General features: G+C 50.4%; 20 protein-coding genes and 1 tRNA gene. 13 read left to right on the top strand and 8 right to left on the bottom strand.

Going from position 1 to position 17,001, the window contains the following annotated elements; genetic code table 11:
- Window positions 1-121: 121 nt before the first annotated feature.
- A complete protein-coding gene (locus tca_RS08035; RefSeq protein ID WP_048176208.1) occupies window positions 122-682 on the bottom strand; it encodes a pyruvate kinase alpha/beta domain-containing protein in 561 nt (186 codons plus the stop codon).
- Between the two features lie 152 nt (window positions 683-834).
- Between tca_RS08035 and comA the strand changes: the two genes are divergently transcribed.
- The 12 genes from comA to tca_RS07975 all read left to right on the top strand — a co-directional run bounded on the left by comA (window position 835) and on the right by tca_RS07975 (window position 9,736).
- Entirely contained in the window at window positions 835-1,611 is a 777-nt protein-coding gene (gene comA / locus tca_RS08030) for a phosphosulfolactate synthase (RefSeq protein WP_048176206.1), read from the top strand.
- A complete protein-coding gene (locus tca_RS08025; RefSeq protein WP_010877280.1) occupies window positions 1,611-2,396 on the top strand; it encodes an ATP-binding cassette domain-containing protein in 786 nt (261 codons plus the stop codon). The genes comA and tca_RS08025 overlap by 1 nt, the downstream gene beginning before the upstream one ends.
- Before the next feature lie 50 nt (window positions 2,397-2,446).
- Window positions 2,447-3,148, top strand: a complete 702-nt coding sequence (locus tca_RS08020) for a GTP-binding protein (protein ID WP_173402640.1) — start codon at window positions 2,447-2,449, stop codon at window positions 3,146-3,148.
- 16 nt (window positions 3,149-3,164) lie between these two features.
- Window positions 3,165-3,842 carry a (Fe-S)-binding protein gene (locus tag tca_RS08015; RefSeq protein ID WP_010877278.1) on the top strand — a complete coding sequence of 226 codons (678 nt, stop codon included), beginning with the start codon at window positions 3,165-3,167 and terminating at the stop codon, window positions 3,840-3,842.
- A gap of 2 nt (window positions 3,843-3,844) precedes the next feature.
- Window positions 3,845-4,678, top strand: a complete 834-nt coding sequence (locus tag tca_RS08010) for a coenzyme F420-0:L-glutamate ligase (protein ID WP_084126341.1) — start codon at window positions 3,845-3,847, stop codon at window positions 4,676-4,678.
- Window positions 4,679-4,829: 151 nt separating this feature from the next.
- Window positions 4,830-5,342: a transcription factor E gene (tfe, locus tag tca_RS08005; RefSeq protein WP_286708805.1), complete on the top strand. Its 513-nt coding sequence runs from the start codon at window positions 4,830-4,832 to the stop codon at window positions 5,340-5,342.
- A 107-nt stretch (window positions 5,343-5,449) separates the two neighbouring features.
- Window positions 5,450-5,932, top strand: a complete 483-nt coding sequence (locus tag tca_RS08000) for a TIGR00295 family protein (protein WP_048176202.1) — start codon at window positions 5,450-5,452, stop codon at window positions 5,930-5,932.
- 168 nt (window positions 5,933-6,100) lie between these two features.
- On the top strand, window positions 6,101-7,543 hold the full coding sequence (locus tag tca_RS07995; protein WP_286709249.1) for a glutamate synthase-related protein: 1,443 nt from the start codon (window positions 6,101-6,103) through the stop codon (window positions 7,541-7,543).
- A 115-nt stretch (window positions 7,544-7,658) separates the two neighbouring features.
- Window positions 7,659-8,570, top strand: a complete 912-nt coding sequence (locus tca_RS07990) for a DUF5591 domain-containing protein (RefSeq protein ID WP_048176199.1) — start codon at window positions 7,659-7,661, stop codon at window positions 8,568-8,570.
- 135 nt (window positions 8,571-8,705) lie between these two features.
- Window positions 8,706-8,999, top strand: a complete 294-nt coding sequence (locus tca_RS07985) for a metal-sulfur cluster assembly factor (protein WP_048176688.1) — start codon at window positions 8,706-8,708, stop codon at window positions 8,997-8,999.
- Between the two features lie 12 nt (window positions 9,000-9,011).
- On the top strand, window positions 9,012-9,581 hold the full coding sequence (locus tca_RS07980) for an adenylate kinase (RefSeq protein ID WP_048176198.1): 570 nt from the start codon (window positions 9,012-9,014) through the stop codon (window positions 9,579-9,581).
- An 81-nt stretch (window positions 9,582-9,662) separates the two neighbouring features.
- Window positions 9,663-9,736 (top strand) — tRNA-Ile (locus tca_RS07975).
- A 30-nt stretch (window positions 9,737-9,766) separates the two neighbouring features.
- Here the strand turns inward: tca_RS07975 and trpD are convergent.
- The 7 genes from trpD to trpE form a co-directional block, all read right to left on the bottom strand.
- Window positions 9,767-10,825, bottom strand: a complete 1,059-nt coding sequence (gene trpD / locus tca_RS07970) for an anthranilate phosphoribosyltransferase (protein WP_048176196.1) — start codon at window positions 10,823-10,825, stop codon at window positions 9,767-9,769.
- Complete coding sequence (trpA, locus tag tca_RS07965; protein ID WP_084126339.1) at window positions 10,822-11,616, bottom strand: tryptophan synthase subunit alpha; 795 nt, start codon at window positions 11,614-11,616, stop codon at window positions 10,822-10,824. Before trpA ends, trpD begins: the two co-directional genes overlap by 4 nt.
- Window positions 11,617-11,680: 64 nt before the next feature.
- Entirely contained in the window at window positions 11,681-12,859 is a 1,179-nt protein-coding gene (gene trpB / locus tca_RS07960; RefSeq protein ID WP_048176194.1) for a tryptophan synthase subunit beta, read from the bottom strand.
- Window positions 12,856-13,590: a phosphoribosylanthranilate isomerase gene (locus tca_RS07955; protein WP_231855286.1), complete on the bottom strand. Its 735-nt coding sequence runs from the start codon at window positions 13,588-13,590 to the stop codon at window positions 12,856-12,858. The genes trpB and tca_RS07955 overlap by 4 nt, the downstream gene beginning before the upstream one ends.
- A complete protein-coding gene (locus tag tca_RS07950; RefSeq protein ID WP_048176190.1) occupies window positions 13,565-14,383 on the bottom strand; it encodes an indole-3-glycerol-phosphate synthase in 819 nt (272 codons plus the stop codon). Before tca_RS07950 ends, tca_RS07955 begins: the two co-directional genes overlap by 26 nt.
- A gap of 4 nt (window positions 14,384-14,387) precedes the next feature.
- Window positions 14,388-14,978, bottom strand: coding sequence for an aminodeoxychorismate/anthranilate synthase component II (locus tca_RS07945; protein WP_048176188.1), 591 nt, complete (start codon window positions 14,976-14,978; stop codon window positions 14,388-14,390).
- On the bottom strand, window positions 14,956-16,374 hold the full coding sequence (trpE, locus tag tca_RS07940) for an anthranilate synthase component I (protein ID WP_048176186.1): 1,419 nt from the start codon (window positions 16,372-16,374) through the stop codon (window positions 14,956-14,958). The genes tca_RS07945 and trpE overlap by 23 nt, the downstream gene beginning before the upstream one ends.
- Before the next feature lie 102 nt (window positions 16,375-16,476).
- Here trpE and tca_RS07935 point away from each other — a divergent pair, with 102 nt between their 5' ends.
- Entirely contained in the window at window positions 16,477-16,980 is a 504-nt protein-coding gene (locus tag tca_RS07935; RefSeq protein ID WP_048176185.1) for an ACT domain-containing protein, read from the top strand.
- The last annotated feature ends 21 nt before the right edge of the window (window positions 16,981-17,001 follow it).

Raw genomic sequence — 17,001 nt, 5'->3', positions numbered from 1 at the left:
TTCTGTGACCTCAGAAAATACCGGCTCAAGGTTGGGGCAAAATAAAATTATTGATGGTCCACGTGGCCATGAATATCATGAATCTGGGCGGGACCCCCCATCATGACATGTTATGAAAAAGTTATGGCCTGGGCATGGCAATTATCTCATGGATCCTGAGGTCGAATACACTGTTCATATGGGCGGGTGTGAGTACAAGGGCGGTGTCAGCACCCCATGCTGTCCCACCTATGGCTATAACCTCTTCATCAACGGGGATGAGGCCAGCATCTGCAGCCATTATGGCTATCTCAACACATACCTTGAAGCCCTGGGAGACCATCCTCAGGGTTTCAGCCATTATCTCCACGGGTGTGACACCACCAAACCTGTTTGATATCCCTCTTCCAACGCCACTGAGGGCATGTGAACCCGCATAAACATTCACACCCCTCTCAAGGAGCGCATCCCTTGCCTCGTCCTCCAGTTCAAGTTGACCCTTCTCCCTGAAACCTGCATGATGGGTTACTGATACAATGTTACCTTCAACCATTTCAGATAATCTCAGGGCTGTCTCACCTGAAACAGATGCCACAACAAAATCCCTGATTCCGAGCTGGTCAGCCCTCTCCCTTACAAGTTCAAGGACCCTCTCTGTATTTTCCTTACCTGGTTCCTCAAAGTAGCATATCTTCTTCTCCATGAAAAACACCACCTACTTATATATACCTGATCTCAAATTATATTTGGATATATTTATGGCAGGTATAGGAAAAATTTTTATAAAGGTAGTAAACATATGAATCCTAATTAATATGGATCCCGTTATTTCTGACTCAAACAGAAGGTGATGCTATGAACGCCTTTGATTTTCTCACCCCCCCAAGGAGTGGGAAACCTCGAAAAAATGGAATAACCATGGTTCTTGATAAGGGAATGGGTCCCGCGAGCGCCCGTGACCTCATGGAGATATCATCAGATTACGTTGACTTCATAAAGTTTGGATGGGGAACACTCCCCCTCCACAGACGCGACACTGTAAAGGAAAAGGTAGATATGTACAGGTCATTCGATGTGGAACCCTATCCAGGGGGCACGCTATTCGAGATAGCCCACCTCAACGATAAAGTGGAGGAATACTTCCAGGAGGCCCGTAGCCTTGGCTTTGAAACACTTGAGATATCCAACGGGACTGTGGAAATTGAAACTGAAGAAAAATGTCGGCTCATTGAAATGGCTGTCGATGAGGGATTCATGGTCATATCAGAGGTCGGTAAAAAGGACCCTGAAAGGGACAGGCTCCTCGAACCCGATGATAGGGTCAGACTTGTGAGGGCTGACCTCAGGGCAGGCGCATCAATGGTTCTCATGGAGGCCCGTGAGAGCGGACAGAACATAGGTATATACGATGAGAGGGGAAACATAAGGGAGGACGAATTCAACCACCTCACTGACAGACTCCCCATGGACAGGATAATATGGGAGGCGCCTCAGAAAAGTCAGCAGGTTTACTTCATTTTAAAGATTGGACCAGATGTTAACCTTGGAAACATACCCCCTGAAGAGATAACAGCCCTTGAAACAATACGCAGAGGCTTGAGGGGAGACACTCTCGGAAAGGTGAATCTTTAATGATAGAGAAAATTACTGTAATCGGCGGTTATGATAAGTTCGGAGAAAAGGAGCCCGTAGAGCGGGTTGAAATAAAGAAGGGTGAAATATTTGGAGTTGTTGGTCCCACAGGCAGTGGTAAAAGTTCACTTATAGGAGATATTGAACAGCTGGCCCAGATGGACACCTTCTCAAAGAGGAAGATCCTTGTGAACGATGAAGAGCCAAGCTATGAGGACCGAACAAATCCCCGGAAAAAGATGGTCGCCCAGCTATCACAGAACATGAACTTCCTGGCCGATATGACTGTAGGAGATTTCCTGAGCCTTCATGCCAAGTGCAGGGGCGCCAGTGAGAAGTGTGTGGACCGCGTCATTGAACTTGCAAACACCCTCACAGGAGAGCCCATCAAAAAGGAGCATGACCTCACAATACTCAGCGGGGGTCAGTCACGGGCATTGATGGTTGCAGACGTGGCGATAATAAGTGACTCCCCCATTGTACTCATAGACGAAATTGAGAATGCGGGTATAAGGAAACACGACGCCCTCAATGTGCTGGCAGGTCATGGAAAGATCGTCCTTGTTGTAACCCATGACCCTGTACTTGCACTCATGACCGATAAGAGGATCGTCATGAAGCACGGTGGTATGCAGAAGATAGTCACCACCACCCCCCAGGAGAAGAGAATATCCCGGGAACTGAACAAAATAGATGAACTAATGCTCAGCCTCCGTGAAAAGGTCAGGAGGGGGGAGCTGGTTGAGGACATAGACCTGAGCGAAATAATAAATGAGTCCCAGTAAGATATGGATCTGAAGGATAAGGCCTAATTCAGGAGAGAGAAGTGAAACCTATGAGAATGGTAATTGTTGCCGGAACACCTGGATCTGGAAAAACAGCGGTGCTGATGCACACCCTCAGGAGCCTCAAATCAAGGGGATTGAAGTCATCCGTTGTAAAGATAGACTGCCTCTACACCGACGACGATAAGAAATTTGAGAAGGTCGGGGTGCCAACACTGGTTGGCCTGTCAATGGACATGTGCCCGGACCACTACGCCATCTACAACATAGACGACATGATAAAGTGGGCTGAGAAGAACGAGTCAGACTTCCTGATCGTCGAAACAGCCGGGCTATGTCACCGCTGCGCCCCCTACACAAAGAACTGTCTGGGAGTATGTGTCATAGACGCCACCAGCGGGCCAAACACTCCCCTTAAGGTTGGTCCTTTCCTCTCAACCGCCGATATCGCGGTGGTGACCAAGGGAGACATGATATCCCAGGCAGAGAGGGAGATATTCAGGGAGCGCATACTGGAGGTTAACCCCTCAGCAAAGATAATAGAGGCCAATGGCCTCAGCGGGCAGGGATGCATGGAACTTGCAGAGGAGATGATCGAGAGCAGGGAGGTTTCCCTTGAAAACGAGGAGCTCCGGCACTCAGCACCCCTGGCAGTGTGCACACTCTGTGTCGGTGAGACAAGGGTTAACAAGAAGCACCACAGGGGAATACTCAGGAGAATAGACGGCTTCCAGACCTACGAAGGAGAATGAGGAGAGGATCTTTCAGATGTCCCAGGATAAATCCCTTAAAGAAGAGGTAACTGCTCTGCTCCCAGGATACAACTGCGGGATCTGTGGCTATGCAAGGTGTGATGAGTATGCGGCCGCTCTGCTCAAGGGAAGGGCTGAGATCGACAGATGCCACTTCATGTACCAGGAACTCTTTGCAGATAACCTGAAAAGACTCCAGGACATCCTTAAGGAGGAGAAACTCCTTGAGGAGGAGAAGAAGATCTTCGGTGTCCTTGACGGATACGAGGCCGACTTCATACTGAAACCGCTGCCCGATGAGGGCTCCTGCCGGGAGATCCTCTTCCCATTCACGTCCACTGAACTGAGGAAGGGGGATATAATTAGATACAGACCCCTTGGATGTCCAATAACCCACTTTGCAGAGATACTGGATGAGAACCATGGCCTCATAACCGTGCACATCGTTGGACCATGTCACCGCCTCGGCATGGATGACTTTGAATACAGGGACATCGGAGTCTGCATGGTTGGTGGCTTTGAGGGTGTGATCGAGGGTGAGCTGCCAAATATCGGTGAAACCGTGCGTTTCCTGCCAGCCCACTGCATGATGCAGAAGGTCCACTCAGGGGTGGTTGTCCAGCTGGAGGGTAGAAGGGCTGTCATAGAGGGAATAGACCTCAAGGTATGGGCACCACCAGTGAAGGCCAGATGAAAATGTCCCCTGAGTACAGGACAGTGCCCGTGGTGACGGGTTACATAGAACCAGGCGCAGGTTTCTCAGAGATCATAGAGAGGTCCGGTGAGCTTGCCCGGGATGGAGATTTTCTTGTCATCTCAGAGACACCGGTCTCGGTTGCCCAGGGAAACCTGGTCGATGAATCCCGCTTCGAACCATCCATAACTGCAGTGCTGCTGGCAGATATCTGGTCAAAGTACATCTGGGGCTACCTCCTGGGCCCGATCCTCGGCATGAAGAGGAGGACCATAATGAACCTCAGAAGACTGCCACCCGAGGCAAGGGCCCATAAGGAGGTTGTCCTGAGATACTATGGACTTAAACACGCCCTTAAGCCGGCTTCCGAGGCCGGTATTGATCTGAGTAATGTGCCGGGGACCCTTGTTTCACTTCTACCTGAAAACCCATCTGGGGTGGCAAATTTTATTGCTGGTGAGATCCTGCGGAGGTTCGGTGCAGATGTTACCACGGTTATAATCGATACCGATGCAACCTACAGTATACTTGGAAGATACTTCACCTCCCTCCCCCTTGCAGTGCCCGGCATAAGGTCAGATACAGGATTCCTGGGTTACCTTGCAGGGCGGTTCTCTGGAAGAACCTGGCCCACACCCCTTGCATCCTCAAGGCCCGTGAAACTGGAGGTGCTCCTTGAGGTTGCATCAGCTGCAGAGGAATACCACCGCAGGAATACAGAGAGGGCAACGGTCTATGATATGGCCAGGGAATTCAGGGACAGACCAGGGAATATCACAGTGGAGATGCTATCCTCGGTTGAACACACACCGGCGGTTATTGTAAGACCTCCATGATAACAGTCATATCATGAACAATTTTCGTATTAAACTGGCCCCTTTATAAAATTTTAAATAAGATTAAGCACATAAATTGGAGTGCACTCAAAAAAAATTTGATGATCAGCATACCCGGTATGCAGTTATTTCTCAAGCTGGAGGATTTCAATTGATTGATGAGCAGGTGTTACAAGAGTTGATCCATGAAGTTATCACTGAAGAAGAAGAGGAAGAGGCCATACCAGTTCTGGAGTGCCTCATGAAGGGCAAGGTAACAGATGAGGAGATATCAGAGAAAACACAGCTTAAACTCAACATAGTCAGGAGGATACTCTACAGGCTCTATGATGCAGGTGTGGCAAGTTACAAGAGGAGCAAGGACCCCGAAACACAGTGGTACACCTACACCTGGAAATTTGAGCCTGAGAAGGTTACAGAGATGATAAAAAGGAAGCACAGCGAGATAGTAAGAAAGCTGAGGGAAGCCCTTGAGTTTGAGGAAAACAACATGTTCTTTGTATGTGTAAATGGGCACTACAGATTCACCTTTGATGAGGCCACAGAAGAAAACTTCACATGCCCTGAATGTGGTTCAAAAATGGAGTTCATGGATAACTCTGAAATAATACAGGAGATAAAGGACGAACTCAGTCTCATGAGAATAACGGATTCGACTCCATAAAAACCACAACAATAAACTCCTAGAACAGCGGATTCGACTCCATAAAAACCTCAACAATAAACTTCCCGTACATACTCCTGATTCTGATCAATCATAGTGGTGTCTCCTTGAGCATCCGTTTACTCCGGGTTGTTGGATGTCCAGAGTGGGTGATAAACCACTCCCTAGCCGTCAGAAAAAAGGCCCTCGAGTTATCACGTGACCTCCCGGTTGACATGAAGCTGGTGGAGGAGGGAGCCATTCTTCATGATATAGGCCGCTGCAGGACCAGCGGTGTTGAACACGCCGTGGAGGGTGCGCGCATCCTTGAAGGATTTGGTTACCCCCCCGAAGTTGTGAGGATAGTTGAAAGACACGTGGGGGCAGGTATACCCCCTGAGGAGGCAAAGGCCCTGGGACTTCCCCCTGGAGATTACATGCCAAGAACCCTCGAGGAGAAGATTGTTGCCCATGCAGATAACCTCATAAATGGCTCTGATGAAGTTGGTATTGATTTTGTAATAAAAAAATGGTCTGATCGCCTTGGAGCAGACCACCCTTCAATAGAAAGGCTTAAAAGGCTTCATGAAGAGCTTCTGGGACACCTATAAGTCCTGGAGACTTAAAGGGCTCCATAATAGCCATCAGAATGTCCCCTGGAACTGGGGATGTCACAGGAATCTCCTGGAAATATAAGCTCCTTCTAACTCTGTGAAAAAAGGAAACCACTTTAACCAGTATCCACATATTAGGTTACAGTACCAGCGGGAGGGGGTTATATAAACAGAAAAACGGAATGTCTGTGTCCCGATTGTCCCAGCTATCCTGATCATGGGGATGGTGAACTTTTCTTCTGTGAAGGCAGGAGCAGCAGGTATGAGGTTGAGGAGAGGGGTTGCCTCTGTGCATCATGCCCCATATACCGGGAGTATGGTCTCAGGGAGCTTTACTTCTGTAACACAGAATCACTGAATGGCATAAGGATGAGAAGACAGAGAAGATCCGAGGATGACCGTGAATATCTCAAAATAGTCCAGATAAAAAGGATAGCCCATAGTGGGGAGGTCCCTGTTGAGTCCATGGGATCCGAGAAGAGGCTGCCCCTGGGACTTGATGATCTACACTTCCTTCCAGCACAGGTTTCAAAAATCCCCCTAAATGCAGAGGACCTGGTTAAAACTGATGTAATCATCGGAATTGAATCAAAAAGACCTATGCAGCTCAGATCCCCCATAATAATAAGTGGTATGAGCTACGGGGCGGTTTCAGAGAAGACCCGCATGGCCATTGCATCCGTTGCAGACCGACTTAAGATTGGATTCAACTCGGGTGAAGGTGGAGTACTGCAGAGGGAACTTGAAAAGGCAGGCGATTACCTCATAATCCAGTATTCCACCGGAAGGTTCGGTATCACCGAGGATGTGCTCAGGGGTGCTGCTGCAATAGAGATAAGATTTGGTCAGGGTGCATATCCGGGTAAAGGAAGTTATCTCCCTCCAGACAAGATAAGCCCGGATGTGGCAAGGGTCCGTGGGCTGGCCCCCGGTGAGGGGTCATATTCGCCTGCACACCACCATGATATACGTGATCAGATGGAACTCGAAGAGAAGGTCAACGAGCTCAGAAAAATGAGTGGAGGGGCACCCATAGGTGCCAAGATAGGGTGTGGCAACGTGGAGGATGACGTTAAGGCCCTGCTTGATGCTGGAGTAGATTTTATAAGTCTTGACGGTTTTGGTGGGGGTACTGGAGCTGTTAACCCACATATAAGGGACAACACAGGCATCCCCCTCATCGCAGCCATACCGCGGGCCGTTAAGACCGTCATCAATGAGGGTCATGGCGATAGGGTGTCCCTCATTGCGGGTGGGGGTCTCAGGACAGCCGCCGACATGGCAAAGTGCCTCGCCCTGGGTGCTGATGCTGTCTACACAGGTACAGCGGCACTCATAGCCCTCAACTGTCAGCAGCACAGGTTATGCCACACCGGCAAGTGTCCGACAGGGATAACAACCCATGATCCTGACCTGCTGAAACACATGGACCTGAAGAGGGCCATTGAAGGACTTGAAAACTTCATAAAGGTTTCAACGGCTGAGATTGCCGACTTTGCCAGGATCACCGGAAAGGATGATGTGAAGAAACTGAACACCGAGGACCTCGTCGCCCTTAAAAAGGATGTCGCCGAATTAACAGGCGTAAAATGGTTGAAAGGCACTTAATATGCACTTAAAAAGGATTCTACCGGTGAAAATGTATAACGTTGTCGAAAGCTTATTGTACTGTCTGAACTGCGGATAGGCGCTGCATGAATATGATGTGATAAAGGTTGATAGAATGAAGGTCATATGTTCAATTGAGGAATCCCTCCACCGTCCCGAGGCTGTCAGGTGGCGGGAGAGAATGAGGTTAATGAGGCCCCTGGGAGATGTTGTTGTGGTGCTTCCCTGCAGCATGAAGAAGCCCTACTCAACCTCAAGGTCCCACAGAAAATTCACAGGAGTCACTAGAGGCTTCCAGGAGCTTATACTGACATCACCCTTCGGCATATGCCCCCGGGAACTCGAAAACACCTACCCCATCTCATCCTATGACGTTTCAACCATTGGAGAGTGGTCCCATGAGGAAAAGAAACTGGTGGGAGATGTCCTAAGGGAATATGTGGGTGACCTTGATGTCATAGCCCACGTGGATGGAGGTTACCTTGAGGTATGCATGGAGTACCTTGACTCCTTCACAGCAACCAGCATGAAATCACGGCCCACCTCGCCTGAGGCCCTGGAGAGACTTAAGAGGGAACTTAAGAGTTATGAAAAGATCCCACCAAGGGAGAGGCTGCTGCACATGCTTCGTTCGGTTGCAGTGTACCAGTTCGGACCTGGCGGAGAAAGGATTATACCTGAGGACTGCCGGGTCACCGGAAGATACCATAGAAAGATCCTCAAATCCGACGGCACCCAGATAGGCACCTTCATGATGGACCGTGGGCTCATCTCACTCTCACCCGAGGGTGGAAGGTCCCTTTACATGCTGGGAGTGAAGTGGGTTGAGATAGACTTCAACCTTGAAAGCAACACACTCTTTGCCCCTGGTGTTTCCGACGCCGACACGGGAATCATACCCGGTGATGAGGTGGTCATAGTACATGGAGGAGAAGTTGCAGGTGTAGGGAGGGCTGTGCTCAGCGGAGATGAAATGGTGAGGGCTGAAAGGGGTGTGGCTGTCAGAGTTAGGCGAAGGACTGGTTAATATCGCCTTGATATCCTATTTAATGGCTTTGCTTCCCTATTTAGATTGCGGGGAAAGGAACACTTTTAAATAGGGTTAGCTTAAAAATAGAGAATCACTACAGTGATTATCAAAATAGCATCTGAGGTAATAATAATGTCAGAAGAACTCCTGGAAAAGGTTAAGGAAGCTCTCAAGAAGGTTGCAGACCCACACATGGGCATAAGTATCGTGGAGATGGGTCTTGTTGAGAACATTGAAATCGAAGAGAAGGGTGAAACCATAGCAAAGATAACCATCCGGCCCACAAACCCTGGATGTATGAGTGCTGCGAGGATGGCGATGGACGCAAGGAACGTCGCCGAACAGGTTGAGGGAATTGACCGGGCCGAGATCACAGTTGAAGGCCACATGATGGCCGATGCCATAAGTGAAATGGTGAATAAATAGAGCCTCAAACTCATGAAAGGGGTCCCCAGGACCGTTGCGGTTGTTGGAGTGCCGGGTACCGGTAAAACAACCGTATGCAGGATCCTATCAGGGATGGTGAGACACACCTACATAAACTATGGGGAACTGATGCTCCGGGTCGCAGGTGAGTGGAACCTTGCAGAAACCCTGGAGGACCTCTTCAAACTCCCCATGAACCAGCAACACCTTATCTGGCTTGAAGCAGCCCACAGGATAAGGAGACTGGATTACGTGCTGATGGATCTCCATGGACTCGACCGCTCACCCCTGGGTTACCTTATTTCTCTCCCTGTTGACATCATATCCCCCGACATAATTGTAATCCTTGAATCGGATCCTCAGAGCATACTTGGGAGGAGAATGGCCGACTCAAAGATGAGGGTCAGAGAGAGCCCGGAGAGCCTCAGGGAGCATATGGAAATGCTCAGGACGTCCATGTTCGTGTGTTCAGCAGTCCTGGGCTCAGTGGTCAGCATAGTGGAAAACCATGACCCCGAAGAGGCCGCCCTTGATATCCTCGGGATAATTGAAGCCGCATGGGCTGGTGACACCACTCCATGAAGGGGTGTGTCTCCAGAACCACAGAAAAGCATATATAGGAGTAACTCCAAAAGTTGGAATCACCCCACTGATTCTTAATATGGGCCCGTGGCTCAGGTGGTTAGAGCGCACGGCTGATAACCGTGAGGCCCTGGGTTCGAATCCCAGCGGGCCCATCCACCTTTTTATATCGGATATCTGAGAATTCAAGACTGCAGGTTCCTTGTGTATGATACAAATTCTTCCAGGAGCTCCAGGGCAGCTCCAGATTTAACTGTTCTTTTTGCAGTCTCTGTTCCATCAGGCAGTGTATCAGCCAGGCCTGCAAGGTAGATAAGGGCCCCGGCATTTGCAAGGGCTATATCGAGTCTTGATTTCTGTTCAGGCGTATCATCACGTCCCCTGAGGACATCCATGAACAGCTCCAGGTTCTCAGCGGTGGTTGACCCTGCCCTCAGATGTTCAAGTTCTCCCACCTCAACTCCAAAGTCAGGGGGCATCAGTCTATCAATCCTGATCTCATCATCCTCAAGGAACGCCACCAGGGTGGGGCCAGCGGTTGATATCTCATCCAGGGCAGGGTTGAGGTTAGCATCGAATCCATGAACAACCATTGCACGGCGTGTTCCGAGGTTCCTGAGCACCTCAGCAACCGGACCCACAAGATGAGGGTCAAATACCCCCAGAAGCTGTATTCCCGCTGCAGCAGGGGATGTTAAGGGTCCCAGTATGTTGAACACCGTCTTGAAGCCCAGGGACCTCCTCACTGCCGTCACCCTGGCAGTTGCCCTGTGGAATAGGGGTGCGAACATGAATGAGATGCCCACATCATTGAGGGACCTCGCAGCTGCAGCTGCATCCAGTTCTATGTTCACACCTGCAGCCTCGAGTATATCTGCACCCCCACATGACCCGGTGACCGCCCTGTTACCATGCTTTGCAACCCTTACACCTGCAGCAGCTGCTATAATGGCGGCTGCTGTGCTTATATTGTATGACCTGAAACTGTCGCCTCCGGTCCCGCAGGAATCAACTACCTCATGGGACCCTGAAACCCTGACCCTGGGGGATTTATCCCGCATGGCCCTGGCAAAGCCTGTTATCTCATCCACAGTTTCCCCCTTCATTGCAAGGGCCGTTAGAATTGCGGCTATCTTAATATCATCAAGTTCACCGGCCATTATCATCTCCATCAGACTGTAGGCCTCATCCTCACTGAGGTTCCTGAAGTCCATTATTTCAGAGATCATCCTCCTGAATTTCATCCTGATCCTCCTGCGGCTTTCAGAGTGCCCACCATTTCATGGATCCTCTGGAGCATAAGCTCCCTGTCGCCGAGGTTCCCGGATATCACGTCTATGATGGCGCTTCCAACGATAACTCCATCGGCTCCTGCATCCCTCAGCATCCTCACATGTTCGGGTCTTGATACGCCGAATCCAACCATTACCGGCAGACTTCCCTCAGCCTTCACCCTTTTTATGAGTTCGATGGTTGCATCCTCAACCCTTGATCTTGCGCCGGTGACCCCCATCACCGAGACGAGGTAGTGAAATCCTGATGAGACCTCAGAGATCCTTTTGAGGCGTTCACTACCGGTTGTTGGTGCAACTATGAATATCTGATCTATATCATATTTTTCAGCGGCCCTGAGGGCATCTGAGGCCTCCTCAGGGGGGAGATCCGCTGCAAGTATCCCTGTGACCCCTGCTTCTGCAGCCCTCCGGTAGAACTCATCAACACCCATCCTGTAGATCAGGTTGTAGTATACCAGCAGGCCTATGGGTATGGAAGTGAATTCCCTGACCCTCTCTATAAGCTGGAAGCACTTCTCTGTTGTCATGCCTGCCCTGAGGGCCCGCAGATCAGCGCCCTGAACGCTTGTACCATCTGCTATTGGGTCAGAGAATGGGAAGCCTACCTCAAGGGCATCGGCCCCTGCATCCACAAGTGTCCTTATGATCTCAATGGATGTCTCCATATCAGGGTCACCTGCAACCACGAAGGGGACGAAGGCGCAGCCATCCGCCCGTCTGAACATCTCAGCATAACTCATTGATTTAGCTCCTGACATTACAATCACACTCCCAGCAAACCAGCAACCATGAACACATCAGCAATCACACACCCACCCCCAGCAAACCAGCAACCATGAACATGTCCTTATCTCCCCTTCCTGAGAGATTGACGATGACCGTTTTTCCCCGGTTCTCAGGTTTCTCAGCGTACCTTTCAAGGCAGGCTATTGCATGGGCACTCTCAAGGGCTGGCATTATACCCTCATATCTTGAGAGGAGCCTGAAGCCCCTGAGTGCCTCGGTGTCTGTTACCGGCTCATACCTTGCCCTGCCTGTATCCATGAGATGGGCGTGTTCTGGTCCAACACCCGGATAATCCAGACCAGCTGAGACAGAATGTGCCTCATTTATCTGACCATCCCCATCCTGAAGGACGTATGATAATGAGCCATGAAGGATTCCCTCTGAGCCCGCAGAGAGTGTGGCTCCATGGTTTCCTGACTCTATACCTTCTCCACCCCCCTCTGCACCTATGAGTTCAACATCATCATCCATGAAGGCAGAGAATATGCCTATGGCATTGCTTCCGCCTCCAACGCAGGCTATAACCGTGTCTGGAAGTTCACCCTCGACTTCGAGTATCTGTTCCCTGGCCTCCCTCCCTATGACGCTCTGGAAATGCTTCACCATGGTCGGGTAGGGGTGGGGGCCCATGGTGGAACCTATGAGGTAGTGGGTGTCATCCACGTTGCTAATCCAGTCCCTCATGGCCTCGTTTATGGCATCCTTAAGGGTCCTTGAACCTGAGTCGACCGGTATGACCTCCGCACCTGATACCTCCATTCTGAATACATTGAGCTTCTGCCTCTCAACATCCTCTGTGCCCATGTAGATATCAACGTCCATTCCAAACAGGGCCCCAGCGGCGGCGGTGGCTATCCCGTGCTGCCCTGCCCCTGTCTCGGCTATGATCCTGGTCTTGCCCATGTACCTTGCGAGCAGAGCCTGGCCTATGGTGTTGTTTATCTTGTGGGCCCCTGTGTGCAGCATGTCCTCCCTCTTGAGGTACACCCTGCATCCGAGTTTCTCTGACAGGTTCCGGGCATAGTAAAGGCCCGTGGGCCTTCCAGCGTACTCCCGTAGATGGTACTCGAGTTCAGCCATGAACTTCCTGTCATCCCTGTAATGGAGGAAGGCCCTCTCAAGTTCCTCAAGTGCCGGTATAAGAAGCTCCGGCACGAATATGCCTCCATATTTACCGAATTTTCCATCCATTATCATGATAACTCACCTCTCTGTAACCTGGACGGTTTCTGAAGTCCTCCCATCCTCCCCATGCACTCCATGAGTTCAAACATCATTGCATGATCCTTTATCCCCGGTGCAGCCTCAATGCCAGAGTTGAAGTCCAGACAATCGAATTCCAGTAAGTATTCAGGGTTAAGCCTCACAGTGGATGGTCCAAGGCCCCCTGCAAGGGCCACCTCAGGTGCGCTCCCATGACTTCTTATGAGGCGGAGCATCCCGAGGGCCAGTTCGGGTGGAATCATCCTCCCCGTCCCCCCTGTTCTACCACCGGAGCTGGAATCAAGCAGGACACATGAACATGGGATGTGGTCAAGAACATCCAGTGCACCGGGCTCCGGTGGGACTGCGACTGTTATCCCTGGATTAAACCCGTTTTCAGTGAGTACCCTCTTTATGCCCCTGGCATCTTCACATGAGATGGAGTGGAGCTGGATTCTCTCCACACCTGTTCTCTCAATGACCTCAGCCACCTCCACTGGATCGGAGGGTTCAAGGACGATCACGGCCTTCTCAGGAGGTATGAGTGATAGGATGTCCTCCAGTTCACCTCCTGTGAGGTGTCTGGGAGATCTTTCTATGTGTATGAGGCCCAGGAGGTCAGCACCAAGTTTATCTGCCAGTATTGCGTCCTCTGGCCTTTTTATACCGCAGATCTTTACGAGTAAATCTGCCAGGGACTCATGCGAACTGTTCAAAGAATTCATCCCCCGTGTACCTTCTTCTCCTGTCCCTGCACTGGCTCACCGCATCTATTATCTCCTCAAGGAGTTCCCGTGGGTTCTGGGCTGACATGGGTGCTGTGCCGATGAGCAGAGCATCTGCACCGTAACCTGCCAGTATCTCAGCATCCTCGGGGCCCCTGACACCACTCTCTGATACGAGTATGAGTTCATCGGGTACGAGGGGTGCCAGTGCATGGGTTCTTTCAAGGTCCACCTCGAAGGTTTCAAGGTCCCTGTTGTTCACACCTATTAGCTCTGCACCTGCTTCAAGGGCCCTGAAGATGTCAAGTGATGTGTGACACTCAACCAGTGGCTCCATTGAGAGCTCCCTGCATTTTTGAATCCCTGCCTCAAGGTCAGGGAATACTCCTGTGATTAGGAGAACCGAGGATGCCCCTGATGCCCTTGCATGGTAGATCTGGTACTCATCGACCAGAAAGTCCTTCATGAGCAGGGCTTTACCGTAATCTGTGGCCCTGGTCAGTAGATCCAGGGAGCCGTTGAAGTATTTGCCGTCGGTTACTATGGATACTGCATCGGCGAGGTCCCGGTATACCTCCATCATCTCTTCAAGGCCCCTCCCTGATATTCTGCCCAGTGATGGTGATGCCCTCTTGTATTCGCATATGAGAGATACTTTGCCTCCTCCCACTGCAGCTGGAAAGCTCACTGGCTCGTCCATGACTGTTATATCATCCCTTAGGATGCTGAGGGGTGTTTTTTTCATGAGTTCCTTAACTTCGAGTTTCTTTGACCTTATAATATCCCTGAGCATGTGTTCACATCCTGAGGAAATTTCTAATGACGGTTCTTCCGCTTGGGGTTCCGGCTGACTCCGGGTGAAACTGCAGCCCGTAGACTGGATATTCTCTGTGCTTTATGGCCATTATAATTTCATCTGATGTCACAGCAGTTACCTCTATATCGGCGGGTGTGTCTTCGGGTCTGCATATGAGTGAATGGTACCTGGTTGCCCTGAAAGGATTTGGAACGTCCCTGAAGAGTTCTGATCCGTCATGGAATACCTCAACTATCTTTCCATGGACCGGTTCCCCCTGGTCAACCCTTCCGCCAAAGGCGTGAAATATGCCCTGGTGTCCAAGGCATACCCCCAGGAGGGGCCTGTCCCTGAATTCCCCTATCACATCCATGCAAACACCGAAGTCACTCCTCCTTGAAGGATTGCCAGGACCCGGGGATATGATTATCTTTTCTGGATCCAGGGCCCTAAGATCTGATATCCTGGCCTCATCGTTCCTGAGGACCATTATCTCCTCATCCATCCCATCATCCCTGAGGATCTCCCCTGCAAGCTGGTAGAGGTTATGGGTGAATGAGTCATAGTTATCAATTATCAGGATCACGACCATTACCTCCTGGCGATAAATGAGGTTCATCAGAATCAAAGCCCTCACCTGCCAGTTCCATTGATTTAAGGACCGCCATGGCCTTGTTCTGGCACTCCACGTATTCCCTCTCAGGTACGGAGTCATGTACTATACCTGCCCCTGCCTGTATTCTTCCATATGACCCCTCAGCGACCATGGATCTTATGGTTATTGCGAAGTCTGCGTTACCGTTCAGTGAGAGATAGCCCAGGGCACCGGCGTAGGCATTCCTCGGCACCCCCTCAAGTGACTCTATTATCTCCATTGCCCTTATTTTTGGCGCCCCGCTCACTGTACCCGCCGGGAAGACCGCGCCAAGGGCATCAAGGGCATCCATACCCTTCCTGAGTCTGCCGGTTACATGGGAGAGGATGTGCTGAACATGGGAGAACCTCCTTATGGTCATGTACTCCGGTACCTGGACCGTGCCAAACTCAGATATTCTCCCGAGGTCGTTCCTTGCAAGGTCAACGAGCATGAGGTGCTCTGCAAGTTCCTTCTCATCTGACAGCAGTTCCGCCGCTATTCTCTCATCCTCATGGGTTGTTTTCCCCCTTGGCCTGGTTCCTGCGATTGGGAAGGTTTCAATCTGTTTATCCTCCACACGGACGAGCATTTCAGGACTTGAACCTGTTATCTCCCTGCTGCCAAGTTTCAGGTGGTACATGTAGGGGGATGGGTTAACCCTCCTGAGGGCCTCGTAGAGGGCAAGCCTGTCACCACGGAGCCTGTAGTCAGTGGCATTTGAGAGGACTGCCTGGAATATTTCGCCCTCAGCTATCCTCTCCCTTGCCTCCTCCACCATTCCAAGGTATCTCCTCCTTGAGAACAGGGTCCCCATGCTCCTGTATTTAAGGTGCCCTGTTGGGGTTTCCTCACGCAGCAGTTCTGATATTTCCGGGAGTCTGTTATCCTTGAGGCTGATGTAACTGCATTCTCCTGTGAGGTGGTTGAACATGATACCGTCAAGGAAGAGTCCGAATTCAAAGTCCGGGAAGTTTCCGGGGCTGAGGTTGATCCTGTCAAAGAACCTTGCAGCCTGATAGGATATGTAGCCAACAAGGCCCCCGCAGAAGCCCCTGGATTTTCCAGTGGGTCTTGTGAACTGCCTCAGGAATTCAAAGGGGTTTTCTGTATCAAACTCCTCCCTTGATCCCTCGTGTTCAACTTCTATAAAACCTGAACGGGCCCTTATTATCATTCGAGGCTCGAATCCGATGAATGAGTATCTTGCAAGGCCCGTGTCGCTTTCCATTGACTCCAGAAGGAATGATGAGTCGTATTCAGAATAAATACTTTTGAATAGTTCAAAGGGTTCTTTAAATTCTATCTTTTCCTTTACCGGGTTTTTCAGTTCTGTAATGCCAAAAACATTCACTCCTGTACATGCATATCACCTCTGTATCCACAAAGTACATATACACGGAGGTACTATTTAAATCTTGTCTGTATAATAATGTACATCAATGTGGTGAAGTGTATGTGGAAGCAGATAAAGCACAGATTTGAGGGATACCCCTCCCGCATGTATGTGGCCAGGAAGATCATAGACCTCGGGTTCAGAATAGACAGAAACGGCAAAATATACTGTGACGACGTTGAGATAAGCGATGTTGCCCTTGCAAGGGCTGTGGGGGTTGACCGGAGGACCGTGAGGGCGACAGCAAATACCATACTGGAGGACGAGAAACTGAGGGGCATCTTTGAGAGCATGATGCCGGCAGGAGCCCTTCTGCGGGACGCTGCAGGTGAACTTGACTTCGGTGTGGTGGAGATAGAGGCCGACGCCCGGAACCCCGGGATACTTGCGGCGGCAGCGAGACTGATCGCAGATAAGGGTATAAGTATAAGGCAGGCCCATGCAGGGGACCCTGAACTCGATGAAACACCCAGGCTCACAATAATAACCGAAACCCCCATACCGGGAGGCTTGCTCAAGGATTTCCTTAAAATAGAAGGCGTTAAGAGGGTTTCAATATACTGAGATCATTGATGGTGGAGAAAA

This window comes from Methanothermobacter sp. EMTCatA1 (assembly GCF_002356395.1).
Classification (GTDB): Archaea; Methanobacteriota; Methanobacteria; order Methanobacteriales; family Methanothermobacteraceae; genus Methanothermobacter; species Methanothermobacter thermautotrophicus.
Note: the sequence above shows the minus strand (reverse complement) of the source record. Positions and strands in the feature narration are given on the sequence as shown.